The following is a 14,453-nucleotide window of genomic DNA, read 5'->3' as shown; positions in this document are numbered from 1 at the left end:
ATGGCCGACATCGAAGAGACCAACAAAGCGGATGCCGCGCTGCGGACCGAGGTGCGCGCCTGGCTCGACGCGAACTGGGACGGCACCCTGCAGCCCGATCAGGACAAGTGGAATCTGTCCGCCGCCACCAAGGCGTGGACCGCGAAGGTACTCGACGCGGGCTGGGCCGTGCCGACCTGGCCGAAGGACTGGTTTGGGCGCGCGTTGAGCGCGGAACAGGCCGACATCATCGCCGAGGAATTCGCCCGCGTCGGCGCACCCGGCGCGCGCCAGGACAAGAGCAATCTGGCCGCCAATACGATGCTGGCCTTCGGCGGCGAGGCGCTGAAGCGCCAGATGATTCCCGGTCTGCTGAAGCGCGAGATCGTGCAGTGCCTGCTGTACAGCGAGCCGGCGGCAGGTTCGGACCTCGCGGGCGTGCGCACCAGGGCCGAGCGTGACGGCGAGGATTACATTATCAACGGCCAGAAGGTCTGGACCTCCGGCGCCGCCCACGCCGACTACGGAATGCTGCTGGCGCGAACCGACTGGGACGTTCCCAAGCACAAGGGCGTGACCTTCTTCTTCTTTCCGATGAAACAGCCCGGCGTCGAGGTGCGGCCGCTGCGGCAGATCACGGACGAATCCCACTTCAACGAAGTCTTCATCACCAATGCCCGCGTTCCGGCGGCGAACATCATGGGCGGACTCAACAACGGCTGGCGCGTGCTGCAGACGGCGCTCGCCTATGAGCGCGCGACGATGGGCGATCGCCCTCGCGGGGCGCGCATTTCCGCCACGTCCGACGACCTGATCGCGCTTGCCCGCCATTATGGCCGGCTCGAGGATACCGCGCTGCGGCAGGATCTCGCCGCCGTCCTCTCGCTTCGCAAGCTCAACGCCCTGAACAATGCGCGGGCACAGGCGAATCTCGAACAGGGTACATCGTCGTCCGTGATGTCGCTCGGCAAGCTCGCGATGTCGCGCATCCTGCACGAGGAAGCCCGCGTCCGCACCGCCATCGTCGGCGCCGAAAGCCTGCTCGAAGGTCCGGACCATCCTTTCGGCGACGACGCGAACTTTCTGGCGTTCAACGCCTATTTCACGTCGATCGGTGGCGGCACGGACCAGATCCAGCGCAACATCATCAGCGAGCGCGTGCTCAATCTCCCCAAGGAGATCGAAGTCGATCGCAACGTGCCCTTCCGGCAGGTTCGCAGCGGCTGAAACAGCCCGGTTCGAACATGGCGCGCGAACCGGCGTGACACCTATCGGACGACGGATATCTTCGAAGACAAGCCGAGTTCCGTTGACGCTATGGGTGTCGGATTGAACATAAGACGTCAGTCGGTATCATTCTGGAGACCCCTGAGATGACCGGTCCCCGTCCAAAAGGCGAATTCTGGACGTGCGACGATGATCGCAGGCTCCTGGAATGGTCTACCAGCGGAGTGCACGAATCCATAATTGCGCGCAAACTTAAGCGCACGAGAATCGCCGTCCGGACTCGCAGAGCGAGGTTGCTGGCGTCAAATGGGGCGGATCTGACCCAGCTTCAGAAGTTCGTGGAGTTGGACGCCTGCCGTAAGCATCGGGGCCGTACCGCCTACGCGTTGAGCGCCTCGGCTCTGCCTGGGCCCGCGCCGGGCTTCGTTTGGTGCTCGGTCACGCGTTTCAACTTGGCAGACGAGGTTCTCAAAGACGCGGATCTTAAGAACGTGTTCAAGGTGGCGATCAAATTCGGACACGCCATCATTCTGCCTGCCGGATCGTGAATATTATCGGTACTGTATCTGAGCTCGAAACACACGTGAAACTCCACTCGCCAATCCGGCCAACGCGCGTGATCCATTTGGCGATCGCAATATAAAGCCCTTCATCTCCCTCGTGAACCGTCCATCGCCGATCGGAAGAGCCCGGTTCGCCTAGCAGGATGGTCTTGCAGTCCGTGCAGCGGCGCTCTTGATCGTTGCCACACGGGCCTTGGCGCCATGCACGCCGATGCTCTCCGCATGGACAGTGGTTTGCGGTCCTTGGCCGGGGAACACCGAGCCTCTTTTTACTATCACCTTGGGTTGATATTTGGATCGACCGCACCCGGTCGGTCTGACGTTCGGGCTGCTTATTCAGGCTGGGCGCCTCCGCTTGCGTCCCCCGCCTGTTGGAGTATCCTTCGACGAACAGCCGGCTAAATGATCGGCGGCACAACAAGTTACGAGAGGAACGGCGTTCTGGGATGCCGCAAGGGCAACTAAAATTGCATTCTGCAGCCGGGCGGCAATCAGTGGTCAGCCTTGCCGCCAAGCTGTCGCCGCCTGCCGTCGCGATGACACAGGTCGTCCGAAAGCGGCTTTGCGACAAGCTATGTGCCGCTGATGCGGCTCGTCTCGTGCTTGTGCAAGCGCCTGCTGGATTTGGGAAGACCGCGACGATGTTGCAATTCCGCGCGGCGCTTGAGGCGCGAGGCGTGGCCACCGCTTGGTTGACGCTGGATCGTGCGGACAATCAAGCGACGCGTTTCGCAAAATGCATGAATCTCGCAATACATAGTCTGAGCGGCGAAGAGCAGAGCGAACAGCTAACGGCGGACTCCATAGAGTCTCTCGCGAGATGCGCGCCGTTTGCGATATTTCTGGATAATTTCGAACTCATCGATGAGGTGACGGTCCTCACATTGCTAAGATCCATTATTGAACAGTTGCCGCGAAGCGGACGCATCATTATAGGCACGCGCAGCGCGCCGAAGTTGGGCTTGGCCCGGCTGCGCAGCCTTGGCGTCCTGCTCGATCTAGACATCGATGAGTTGCGGTTCAGTCTCGATGAAACGGAGCAGTACTTTCGCCTGAGATGCTTACCTGGCCTATCGCTGGAATCCGTTAGTCGCCTGCATAGCAAGACGGAAGGATGGATCGCAGGCCTCTGGCTGGCCTCGATGTCGATCGAGAGACAGGGCCCTGGCGGCGATTTCGTCGAAAGATTTTCGGGCTCCACGAGAGCGGTTGCCGACTATCTCACTGAAGAGGTCTTGGCCTACCAGCCAGATGAGTTACGCCAATTCTTGCTTTACACCAGCATATTGCGGCATCTAAATCCGTCGTTGTGTCAAGCGCTCCTTCCCGGCCATGACTCTGAGTTCATGCTTCAAAAGCTGGACGAACAGAACTTGTTTCTCCTCCCGGTCCCGGACGAAGAGCGTACATATCGTTACCATTCGCTATTTGCCAACTATCTGCAGACCCGCCTGATGGTCGAGCAGCCGGAAGTAACGGTTAGGCTGCACCTCGCAGCCGCGCGCTGGTACGAAGCGCGCGCACGACCCGTGCCTGCCATCGATCACGCGATTGCGAGCGGCAACTATGGATACGCGCTGTCCATGCTCGCGCCGAATGCGCAACATCTTCTTGAGGAAGGCCGGATGCGACTTCTGTCGCGCTGGTTCAGCGCAATACCGGCGCTCGACCTGAGGGCCCATCCTTTTCTAGAGGCCATATCCGTCTGGGCCACACTCTTCACTCAGGGCCCCTGGCTCGCTGCTGAGGAACTCCAGCGCTCGAGCTGCTCCGCATCTGAGGACGCGCACGTCGTAGCGCATGTCAGTGCACAAAAGCCTCTCATCCTGGCGATGCAAGATCGCTATGATGAAGCCAGCATGATCGGACCGGAAAGCCTGGCGCGACTTCCGACCTGCGACGCATTCGCCGACAGTGTTCTATGCAACGCGATGGCCAATGTCTTCTTGATCACGGGAGAGGATCGAAAAGCGCAGCGAATGATCGATGATGCGCGGCGTCTTCGAGCCGACAGCACCTTCAATCATATGTATGCAGAATCGCTTGAGGGGATGTTCGATCTGCAGCGGGGCAGGCTGCAGGCTGCAACCGCGAAGTTTCGTGCTGCCGTGCAAGCGACACGGGACGCATCCCACAGCTACGTCAGGAGCAACGCGTGGGCCGGTCTCCTGTACGCTGCAGTGTTATATGAGATCAATGATCTCAATGGCGCCGAGCACCTTATGAATACGTACCTACCTTTGGTATGTGATGTCGTCTTGCCCGATCATATGATCATTGGACACACGATTTGGACCCGTATTGCTTTCGAACGTCGCGACATCACAAAGGCATTTGAGGTATTAACGTCGCTGGAACGACTTGGACACCGACGGAGATTGCCGCGGCTTGTCGCTAGCGCGAAGCTCGAGCGTAGCCGCCTGCTGTTGCTGCAGGGCGATGCGCAAGCCTCGATGGAAGAGCTCGAACGCGCGGCCGAGTCGCCCGTATGGGAGCGCCTCGAACGTCAAAGGCTGCCTGCCCATGAGGTGGAATATTTGAAGTTGGCGCGAATACGTTGGGATATTCACTTCGGCGACGCGCGCGCGACGCTTCCGCGCCTCCAGGATGAAATTGACATCGCAGCGCAGCAGTCACGATTTCTCCGCGTCATGCGATTGCGTATCCTGCAAAGCCTGGCGTTGCAGCGGAGCGGTGAACCATCTGCCGCAACGGAAACACTGGCCGGCATCCTACGGCAGGCGAGCCGAGAGGGGTTCGTGCGACTTCTGGTCGATGAGGGGGAAGGCGTTGGCAGGTTGGTTAGTCGATTTTATTCTGCGCTCGAAGAGATGCCAGCCAAACGCAGCGATCCGGTTCTCGTCCAATACGTGCAACGACTTGGGAACGTATTTGGTCCTTCCGCTGTTTCCGTTGGAATACCAGTCGACGGTCAACAGATGGAGCCGCTTACACAAAAGGAGCTTCAAGTGCTGCAACTCGTGGCCGATGGCCACTCCAATTCGACCATATCTGAGAGGCTTGCTATTTCCGACAGCACCGTGCGCACCCATTTGCGCAGCGTCAACAGCAAGCTTAACGCCCGGAGCCGGACCGAGGCTGTCGCCATTGGCCGTCGGATGGACATGATCCGTTGAGCGCAAACACAATGGATACCTGGTTGCTACGAAGAGTTTCTCCGTTCCGAGCTTGAGGATTGTCAGGCTTCTTCCGCACGGCAGGACGGCAGGATATCGAGGCGGCGCGCAAATTAGCCAGCAATCTCTCCTCAGTTGTACGAAGCATTCTTGAAGCGAGCAGTTTGTCGAACAAGCGTAGGGTCTCGGCCTCCGTCAGTCGGCGACAAATCTCAAGCCTATGCGTAGTCTGACTTGGTCGGACGCTCTTCACTAACGCACGATCCGGAAAAGTGCGAAGTGGCTTTCCGAAAAGATCATGCTCAAACAAAGGGCTAAAGCGCGACGACGACTTAACCAAGTCTCATCGCACTTTAACTCGGCAAGACCGTGGTGCAGCAGACGACCGCCCGGAACGCCCACGATCAATCGCTGCGGTGACTACAGCGATACGACTTCCGCCGCGCACCCGGCGGTCAGATCGTCCGCATCCATGAAACGAAGAGAAGAGTCGCGAATTCGCGGACCATATGCTCTCGCGACTTCAGGCCCAGAGCCGTTCGTCATGAGCTCAGGATGTCGGAAACTCCAAAGGCATGCATTCGCGACTGCACCTCGACGACGTCATGGCTGAGCACGGCGAGATCGTGGAGTTTGCCCTCGCGGTCCTTGACGTGGTTACGAAACAGCGCCTCCGCACGAAAGCCGATGCTCTCGAAGCCTGAAATCGCAGCCCGCTGGTCGACAGTCATCTGCACGCATAGCTTGGTGAGTCCCAGTTCCAGCGCCTGCACGAAGCATTCCTGGATCAAAAGACGACCGAGTCCTTTCCCGCGCATAGCAGGCGAAACAAGGACACGAAGTTCTCCGACATGCCGCGACCATGACAGTTCGTGAAGCGCGATCGCGGTGCAACCCACGATCCGACCGCTTTCCCGCGCTACAATGCTCTTAATTCGACCTTCTGGAATTGCAGCGATCCAAGCCTCGATCACCTTGGGGTGGGTGATGTCGCGGCTGAGGAACAGCAGGTCGTGCTCCGGCAGTGTCGCGACGAATGCCTTGAGATCCGCCGCGTCGCGGGACGACAGCAGGGACAACTCCACCGTTGTGCCGTTGCAGGCGACGGTGCGTGGATAGTCTCGGCGCACGTTCTTCATGTTGATCGCCTCTCCAGCCATCGATCCAATTTCGGCCACATCCGCTTGACTGCATTCGCGCCTGCAACGAGGCTGACATGACCGCCCGGCAGAATGACCTCTTCCTTGTCGCGTGAACCGACTTGCTCGACCAGCGGCTTGCCGCATTCGGGGGGGACGATATGGTCGTGTTGTGCAAGCACGTGTAGCAGCGGCACCTTGATCGCCTTAAGCTCGACCGGCTTGCCACCGATGTGCAGCGTTCCCTCATTGAGGGCATTCTTCTGCATCAGTTCCCTAATTGTCTGGCGGAAGTATTCGCCGGCCAACGGTAGCGTCTCTTTCCCCCACCGCTCCATCCGGCGAAAGGCGGCAACGTACTCGTCGTTCCAGAGATTATCCCACAACCGGACTTGACCTGCTATGCGGCCCGCGGGGCGGAGCATGTCAAAACCGGACGTGATCATTTCAGGCGGAATGATACCCACCGTATCGACTAGCCGGTCGAGATCAAAGTGGCGCGCATCCGTCCATTGACGGAACAGCTTCATCTTGCCGAAGTCGATCGGCGTCGTAAAACACACGAGGTTTTTCAGCGGGCCGTCGGGGTGCAGCGCCGCGTAGATGGCGGAAAGAACGCCGCCAAAGCAGTAGCCGACGATGGTTACCTTGTCGACGCCCGAGTGCCGCTGCACCCGTTGCACACAGTCGGGTATGAAGTCGAGGACATAATTATCGATCTTGAGATAGCGTTCCTCTCCGGTAGGCGCGTTCCAATCCATCACGTAGACGTCGTGGCCGCGTTTGACCAAAAACTCGATCAGGCTTTGGCCAGGGGTCAGGTCGAAGATGAAAGCCTTATTCGTTGTCGCCATGACAAATAGGATCGGCACGCGATAGACTTCATCTGCTATCGGCTTGTAGTGGTAAAGGCTAAGCGTTCCACGACGATGCAGCAGCGTCTTCGGGGTTTGCCCGACCACCGGATCTGGCGATCCGAGATAGCCGAAACCCTTCAAGTTGCGTTGGATCGCGCGGTCGATTTCGACGCTAATACGATCCGCCATTGATGTTTCGGAAGCGGCCGCGCCTGGTGATGCCATGGCCTAACTTCCACTGCGCGGAGATGTCGGTTCAGCTGCGACAGTGCCTTCACCGGACGGCTGGCGCGTCCGGGCCGGTCGGCGTTCGGTGGGTTCACGCTCTTCGATAGGAACGAGCAAGTCGATTTTGTCCTCAATCCGCTGCAACCCTTCCGCAAGGGCAGCAATGTCCTTCTGGCTAGGAAGCCGAAGCGCCTTGAAGTAAGCGTCCAACGCTTTCTCGAAGGTTTGTTGCATCCCGGTAGACACCTGGGAGAACTGATGGAGTGCGCGCAAGAACTCCTCCGAGTTCATGCCGTTGTTTGCCATCGAGTTAATGCCTCCCTCAAGCTTGGTGACAATCTGTCGCCACATCTCGAAGGGATCTAAATTTTGGGATGAACTCATGACGGATCTCCAGCTAGGATGAGGCATCAAGGCCCGAGGGGTAGGTCTGGTGCGCTGCCGGCAGGTTGAGATAGGCCGTCAGCGCGCGTCGCATCAGAGCCACCGGCAGCCACCACGGAAGAAGGGAGCACTCGGCCGCGCTCGCGATTTCCGGCGATAGCCAACGCGCCGTCGTGCTGCTGAATTGCCGCATCGACCTGCCAACCAGGAGCGCAGCGGTCAGGAGTTCTGTCGGTATTTGCGGGCGCAACCAGGGTACCGGCGCTTGGTCCGAAATTTCTGTCGAGCAATCCACCGGGGGCGCGTTGCGAAACGCTCTCCCTAACGATGTACCCATGCGGGAAAGCGCATCGCGGGCAGCTCCAATGATGGAATCAAAATTAAGGAAGCCATGAAACTGGCCCGGATAGTGCAAGAGCTCCACTGGAACTCCTGCCTTGCGCAGTTGCGCCGCGTAAGAGAGGCCATCGTCGCGGATCGGATCGAAACCGGCAGTCACGATTAAGGCTGGAGGCAAGCCACGGAGGTCCGAGTTACGTGCAGGTGAAATCCAGGGGTCTGTCAGGTCCTTGCCCTGCTCGATGAGTGGTAGCAGCGAATCGATGAAATCGGCCGTTAAGAAGTAGCCGTTCCCATTTTCGGTCTTCGAGGCGAACTCGGCCAGCAGATCGGTAGCCGGGTAGACCAAAACCTGCAACTGCACAGGCTGACCGCCACGACGGAGGTTCTCCTGTGTTACGGCCGCGGCGATATTGCCGCCAGCACTATCGCCGCCGATCGCAAGGAGACTGGAGTCCACGCCGATCGAAGCGCCATGGCTTGCCACCCAATTCAACGCTGCGAGAAAGTCATCTCGCCCGGCATAGAGATCATGCTCGGGGGCGAGGCGATAGCGCACAGCCACCACGATGGCCTGAGCTGCATGCGCTACGCCGCGGCAAATAGAGTCGTTCGAATCGAGGTCACCGACCACGAATCCTCCACCGTGACACCAGAGAAAGGCGGGCTTTAGTCCCGTCGGCCCTTTTGGTGTGTAGACGCGCAGAATGATCTCGCCGGCAGGGCTGTCGATTTTGTGCTCGACAATGGAAGCGACAGGGACGCGGCGCCCGTACGTCACGGCCAGGAGACGCCAGGACCGGCGAAACTTATCGACTCGTTCGTGGCTGATCGGCTGCCCGACTAGCGACGAGGTCGCGCGTAGCAGCAGACTCGCCTCGCGATCGAGCTGGCGGGCTCGCAGCGTCGCTGGCATGCCGGGGCCGATGATCGACGGGTGCTGTTTCTTCGTGGCGTCTAATCCCAACGAACTGTTCCTCTAATGGTGTCGTAGAACTTTACCCGCTGATACAGCTGGTCATCCGACATCTCGGTAAGGCTAGACCGCGCCCAGAGCAGAGCCATCGTCGAAACCGACGATGCAACCATTCCCGCCTGAGGATCACAATCGTGGCTATGTTGCCCCAGCGGACGCTCGCGGGGTGAGGCAACCGGAACAAAGGCATATGACCGCGCCAGATCGGAGATAACCATGAGCAAGAAGCTGCCGCTGGCGGGTATCCGCGTCGCCGACATGACGACGGTGGTGTTCGGACCGTACTGCACGCAAATACTGGCCGATCTCGGCGCGGACGTTATCAAGGTCGAGCCGGCGGATGGTGACAGCGCGCGGAACATCGGTGTGCCAGCGAAGACGCCGGCGATGGGGCCGATACATTTGCGGCTAAACCGCGGTAAGCGCTCGGTAAGCTGGGATATGAAGTCTGAGAAGGGAAAGCTTGCGGTACAACGTCTGCTCGAAACCAGCGACGTGTTCATTCATAACATACGGCCGGAGGCGATCGACCGTCTGGGCCTTGGCTACGAGGCTGTGAAGAAGCTGCAGCCCAATATCATCTATGTTCACTGCACCGGATTTGGCCTTGGTGGACAATATGCCGGATTGCAGGCCTATGACGACGTAATTCAAGCGGCGTCGGGCGCGGTATCGCTGCTGCCGCGCGTCGATGGAAACCCACGGCCGCGCTACTTGCCGATGTTGTTCGCCGACAAGGTTTCCGGCCTGCACGCGGTCTATGCGACCTTGGCAGCTCTGATCGCAAAAGGCCGCGATGGCGAAGGGCAACATGTCGAGGTTCCGATGTTCGAAGCCATCACCAGCTTCAACATGCTCGAACATCTGTGCGATGCCACTTTTGTGCCGCCGACGGGCAATTGGGGGTATCCACGCCAACTCGACCCGGTGCGTCAGCCGATGCGAACGAAAGACGGCTATATCTCGATCGCGCCGTACCTCGACGATCGCTGGGTACGCTTTTTCCAAGCGACAGGGCATCCAGAAATCCTTGAAGAAGAACGCTTTATCGATAAGGCAACCCGCCGCGCGAATATGACGCAGATGTACGAGGCTGCTGAGGCAATCCTGCCCGAGAAAACCACCGCAGAGTGGCTCAAGATCCTGAAGGAAGCGCACGTACCGGCCATTCATGCAAACGAGATTGGCGATGTGCTTGAAGATCCGCACCTGAAGACGAGCGGCCTGTTTCAGAAGCGTGAGCACCCGACCGAAGGTGGCTATATCGAAGTTCGGCAGCCCGTTCGCTTCTCAAGCTTCGAATATCCTGAATCCGCCCATGCGCCGACGATCGGACAGCATACGGCGGAGGTCAGCCGAGAACTCGGTCTCGAGAGCTGAACGTGGGCAGCCGCCAGGCTTGGCGGCGAGGCTGGTGCAATATTCGAGGCGCGACAGTCCGAATGAGAATACGGCAAGTTGCATCCTCAGCCCGCGTTGCCCCCATGTGTGATGGAACAACGGCGTTCCGCCGGAACACCGGTCGATGCCTGCAGAGACGCGCAAGGCGCGCTGCGAGCGCCGGTTCGGTTCTTCGCGTAGGCGAGCCATCGAGAATTGGCCCGCGATTTTCATGCGGAGGGACCGGACGGAGCCGTTTCGAACCGCAGAATCGCCCACCGCTTTCCAAGAAAGGACGCCCATGGCGCCGTATGCCTTTCCACTGCTGATCAAGCAGCTTCTCGTAACGCCGATCGCTCAACGCTCGCGCAAAGAAATAGTGTATCGCGACCAGCTGCGCTTCGATTATCCCACATTGGTTGCGCGCATCGGACGCCTCGGTAGCGCGTTGCATCGCATGGGCGTCGGACACGGAAGCACCGTTGCGGTGCTGGACTGGGACAGCCACCGCTACCTGGAATCCTATTTCGGCATTCCCATGCTTGGCGCGACGCTGATGAAGGCCAATATTCGCCTCTCGCCGGAACAACTCGTCTACACGTTGGAGCATTCCGGGGCAGAGACGGTGCTCCTCAACATCGACTTCATTCCCCTGATCAAGGAAATCCGGGGCAGGCTGCGGCGCGTCAAACGGTTCATCTGTCTGACAGATGATGGCATAGCCCCTGCAACCCTGGAATGGGCCGCCGAGTACGAGGAGATGCTCGCGGCCGGCGATCCGGCGTACGAATTTCCCGAGTTCGACGAAAATACGCGCGCGACGTTGTTCTATACCACCGGTACGACCGGTCTCCCGAAAGGCGTGTATTTCAGCCATCGCCAGCTCGTGCTGCATTGCCTCACCGTCCTGGCTTCGGTGGCACAAGCGGGCGAGAACGGCCGATTTTCGCGTAACGACGTCTATATGCCGCTGACGCCGATGTTCCATGCTCACGCCTGGGGCTATCCCTATATCGCAACCCTCTGCGGTTGGAAGCAGGTCTATCCCGGACGATACGAGCCATCGCTGCTGGTCAAATTGGCGAAGAGCGAAGGGGCGACTTTCTCGCACTGCGTTCCGACCGTGCTGGACATGGTGCTCTCGGCACCTGAAGCGCACGACGCGGATTTCGGCGGCTGGAAAATCCTCATCGGAGGCAGCGCACTCTCGCGCACCCTGTGCAAGAGGGCCCTCGACCGCAACATCGACGTCTACTGCGGCTACGGCATGTCGGAGAGCTGTCCTTTGCTGACCCTGGCGCAGATCAAGACGGATTCGGTCGAAGGGCTGGACGATCGCGAGGATCGTGAACTCGACATTCGCATCACGGCAGGCATGCCGATCCTGTTGAGCCAAATGCGCATTGTCGATGACTCCATGACTTCGCCGCCCTCGGATGGTGTTGCGGTCGGCGAGGTGGTGGCGCGGACGCCCTATTTGACGCAAGGATATCTGAACAATTCGGACGCATCGGCCACCCTGTGGCGGGGCGGATGGATGCACACCGGCGATATTGGAAGGTTCGACAAGGACGGCTATCTGCATCTGGTCGACCGCCAGAAGGATGTCATCAAGAGCGGCGGCGAATGGATATCGTCGATCGAACTCGAAAACCTGATCGGCCAGCATCCGTCGGTCCGCGAGGTCGCGGTGATCGGCGTGACGGACACGAAATGGGGCGAGCGGCCGCTCGCCCTGGTGGTCTTAAAGACGCCCGGCGGCGCCAGGGCTGAGGACTTGAAGGCGCATTTGAAGACGTTCGCGAAGGCCGGAACAATCTCGCCCTATGCGGTGCCAGACCGCTGGATGTTCATCGGCAAACTCGACAAAACCAGCGTCGGAAAAATCGACAAAAAGCGGCTGCGTGAGCGCTATGGTGACGATACCTAGCTAGAACTGCATGAAGTTGAAACGACGTAGACTTTCTCAGGTCACGACACCCGGCCTCGCTAAACTCGCTCCTGCCACTCGTCGGATGCGACGAGGCAATTGCGCTCGAGCCTGGCTTCTATTCTGACCGGTGCTCCGAGATCGCTGGCTTGGAACGGGAGCCCGAACGCTGGAGGCTGGAAATGCGTCAGATCGATCTTCACAAGCTCACTGATGAAGCCCGGTTCAATGGCTTCCACGCCATGTTGTTGTTTTGGTGCACCTTGGTGGCCCTTCTGGACGGTTACGATATCGTCATTGCCGGGGCGGCATTGCCTTCGATCATGAAGCAAATGGGTGTGGCCGCGGCAAGCGCGGGCTTCATGCTCAGTTCCGCGATTGTTGGAATGGCGATCGGTGCGGTCTTGTTTGGTACCGTCGCCGATCGAATTGGTCGGCGTAGGGCAATTACGATATGCGTTACGCTATTTACCGTCTTTACAGTCTTGGCCAGCTTCGCGCATGATCCCATAACCTTCAGTCTTTTGCGCCTTCTGACGGGGCTCGGGCTCGGCGGGGCGGTGCCGTGCATGGTGGCACTGCTGACCGAGTATTCGCCTTCGCGTATTCGAACGCGGATCGTCACCTTGATGTTCACCGGCTTTGCATTTGGAGCTGCGATGGCAGCCGAGATGAGCAAGGGTCTGATTGCGGCTTATGGTTGGCAGGTGATGTTCCAGGCGGCAGGCCTGTCCATCGTTCTCGTTCCCTTTATCCTGATGCTGCTGCCGGAATCCATGCAGTTCTTGGTCAAAGCGGGACGTACGGAAGAGCTGGAGAAGACGGTTGCAGCATTCGCGCCGGACTTTCAGTTGCAAGCCGATGACCAGTATGTCCTTCCGACGTCTGACAAGGTGGACGGCGCGCCGATGCAGCGTCTATTTCGCGAGGGCCGTGGCTTCAGCACGATCATGTTCTGGGTCGCCACGTTCATGTGCCTGCTAATCGTCTACGCAAACGCGTCATGGTTGCCCAAGTTAATGATCAGCGCCGGACATGACCAGGGTACTGCACTGCATCTTCTGGCAATCCTTCAAGTCGGCATCATCGTCGGCACAATCTTTGGCGGTTGGCTCGGCGACCGGCTTCCGCTCAAAAAGGTCCTTCTTGCCTTCTTTGCGCTGGCTACGATGTCGCTTGGAGCTCTTGGGCTCGATCCGGCGCTTTGGCTTCTCAATCTGCTCATCGTCGTTGTTGGCGCTACGACCGTCGGGACGCAGTTCCTTCTCTACGCCTATGCCGGGCAGTTCTATCCCGCAGCAGTGCGTTCCACCGGTGTCGGTTGGGCCGCGGGCTTGGGCCGAATTGGGGGGATCGTAGGCCCGATATTGGTCGGCGCGTTGATCGCGACGAGCATACCGCTATCTTTTGTCTTCCTCATTCTGGCGACGGTCGCAGCCATCGCATTCATCGCTGTTGCGCTGATCGATCCGGGACGCTCCGCCTCCGCTGGTCACGAGAACAGCGACGCCATGGCGTCAAGTACTTTGTCAGGCGCAGCTGGCTTTGGCGGTCAGGTTCGACATTAAGGCGCCAGCCATGAGTTTTCGTTCTTCATGCTGGATTGATCAGCGGTTGGGCGAAGGACAACAAGGAATTGGTGCACAACGCTCACGCCGAGCGCGAGGGCGATGTCGGCCGCGAGCGAATGCCAAAATCCAACTTGAACGGCCACCTTGCCGAAACCACTACTACGATCAGTTGTGGCGATGTCGCCTTTTCATCTGCCGGCCACATGGCTGGAGCAATAGATCCCGTTGCGGCCCACGTCGCACAGCGCCGCGTAGCTCGGGTCGCAAGGCCCTTGAAGATTAGGTAGCATTGTAAAAAGCTTCGCGGCCAGAGCTGGTCCGTCTAGCTTTGTTCGGATCGGCCTCGGGCAACCTCATTCCGCTGAATGATTCACAAGCGATCCGCAGTTGCAAGAATCGGGCGCGTTGAGTCGCCGCGACGCCTCTCTGTCACCCAGGTGTCCAGCAACCATGATCGCCTTGGAAACATTCTCGGCACAGCGCACAAATTCCCGGCCACATCGAGCGGTCGGCGCACAAAGCCCGTCCATCGCAAAGTCCCGTCGCTATGCCATGCGTACATTCGTCCGCACCCGCCGGCGACATTGAGCGTGGTGTCAAAAATCTGTGTTGGAGCGTCCACTCAAGCGAGATGATATCTGGTCGCTTCCGTTCACGGTGGAAAGGCCACGCAGATAGGTTTCGTTCCGATAATCGCCAATCCAACCTTGAGCATTCCTTCGCAATAATTCCGTCGATCCGCC

General features: G+C 59.1%; 10 protein-coding genes. 6 read left to right on the top strand and 4 right to left on the bottom strand.

Going from position 1 to position 14,453, the window contains the following annotated elements; genetic code table 11:
- The 3 genes from H8A95_RS03440 to H8A95_RS44070 all read left to right on the top strand — a co-directional run bounded on the left by H8A95_RS03440 (position 1) and on the right by H8A95_RS44070 (position 4,906).
- The gene (locus H8A95_RS03440; RefSeq protein WP_229181837.1) at positions 1 to 1,206 is read left to right on the top strand and encodes an acyl-CoA dehydrogenase family protein; all 1,206 of its coding nucleotides are present in this window, start codon (positions 1 to 3) and stop codon (positions 1,204 to 1,206) included.
- Positions 1,207 to 1,352: 146 nt separating this feature from the next.
- Positions 1,353 to 1,754 (top strand): hypothetical protein, encoded by a 402-nt coding sequence (locus H8A95_RS03435; protein ID WP_229181836.1) that lies wholly within the window; start codon positions 1,353 to 1,355, stop codon positions 1,752 to 1,754.
- A 509-nt stretch (positions 1,755 to 2,263) separates the two neighbouring features.
- On the top strand, positions 2,264 to 4,906 hold the full coding sequence (locus tag H8A95_RS44070) for a winged helix-turn-helix domain-containing protein (protein ID WP_229181834.1): 2,643 nt from the start codon (positions 2,264 to 2,266) through the stop codon (positions 4,904 to 4,906).
- A gap of 542 nt (positions 4,907 to 5,448) precedes the next feature.
- On the opposite strand, the gene H8A95_RS03425 is transcribed toward H8A95_RS44070, so the two are convergent.
- From H8A95_RS03425 to H8A95_RS03410, 4 genes are read right to left on the bottom strand one after another with little or no spacing between them, the layout of a single operon-like run.
- A complete protein-coding gene (locus H8A95_RS03425; protein ID WP_229181833.1) occupies positions 5,449 to 6,045 on the bottom strand; it encodes a GNAT family N-acetyltransferase in 597 nt (198 codons plus the stop codon).
- The gene (locus H8A95_RS03420; RefSeq protein ID WP_229181832.1) at positions 6,042 to 7,127 is read right to left on the bottom strand and encodes a PHA/PHB synthase family protein; all 1,086 of its coding nucleotides are present in this window, start codon (positions 7,125 to 7,127) and stop codon (positions 6,042 to 6,044) included. Before H8A95_RS03420 ends, H8A95_RS03425 begins: the two co-directional genes overlap by 4 nt.
- 3 nt (positions 7,128 to 7,130) lie before the next feature.
- Complete coding sequence (locus H8A95_RS03415) at positions 7,131 to 7,514, bottom strand: hypothetical protein (RefSeq protein ID WP_229181831.1); 384 nt, start codon at positions 7,512 to 7,514, stop codon at positions 7,131 to 7,133.
- Positions 7,515 to 7,527: 13 nt separating this feature from the next.
- Positions 7,528 to 8,820 carry an alpha/beta hydrolase gene (locus H8A95_RS03410; RefSeq protein WP_229181829.1) on the bottom strand — a complete coding sequence of 431 codons (1,293 nt, stop codon included), beginning with the start codon at positions 8,818 to 8,820 and terminating at the stop codon, positions 7,528 to 7,530.
- A 225-nt stretch (positions 8,821 to 9,045) separates the two neighbouring features.
- Here H8A95_RS03410 and H8A95_RS03405 point away from each other — a divergent pair, with 225 nt between their 5' ends.
- The 3 genes from H8A95_RS03405 (at position 9,046) to H8A95_RS03395 (ending at position 13,707) form a co-directional block, all read left to right on the top strand.
- Entirely contained in the window at positions 9,046 to 10,209 is a 1,164-nt protein-coding gene (locus H8A95_RS03405; protein ID WP_229181828.1) for a CaiB/BaiF CoA transferase family protein, read from the top strand.
- Positions 10,210 to 10,510: 301 nt separating this feature from the next.
- Positions 10,511 to 12,139, top strand: coding sequence for a fatty acid--CoA ligase (locus tag H8A95_RS03400; RefSeq protein ID WP_229181826.1), 1,629 nt, complete (start codon positions 10,511 to 10,513; stop codon positions 12,137 to 12,139).
- A gap of 182 nt (positions 12,140 to 12,321) precedes the next feature.
- Positions 12,322 to 13,707 (top strand): MFS transporter, encoded by a 1,386-nt coding sequence (locus H8A95_RS03395; RefSeq protein WP_229181824.1) that lies wholly within the window; start codon positions 12,322 to 12,324, stop codon positions 13,705 to 13,707.
- Positions 13,708 to 14,453: the final 746 nt, after the last annotated feature.

Source organism: Bradyrhizobium oropedii (genome assembly GCF_020889685.1).
In the GTDB taxonomy this organism is placed as follows: Bacteria; Pseudomonadota; Alphaproteobacteria; order Rhizobiales; family Xanthobacteraceae; genus Bradyrhizobium; species Bradyrhizobium oropedii.
Note: the sequence above shows the minus strand (reverse complement) of the source record. Positions and strands in the feature narration are given on the sequence as shown.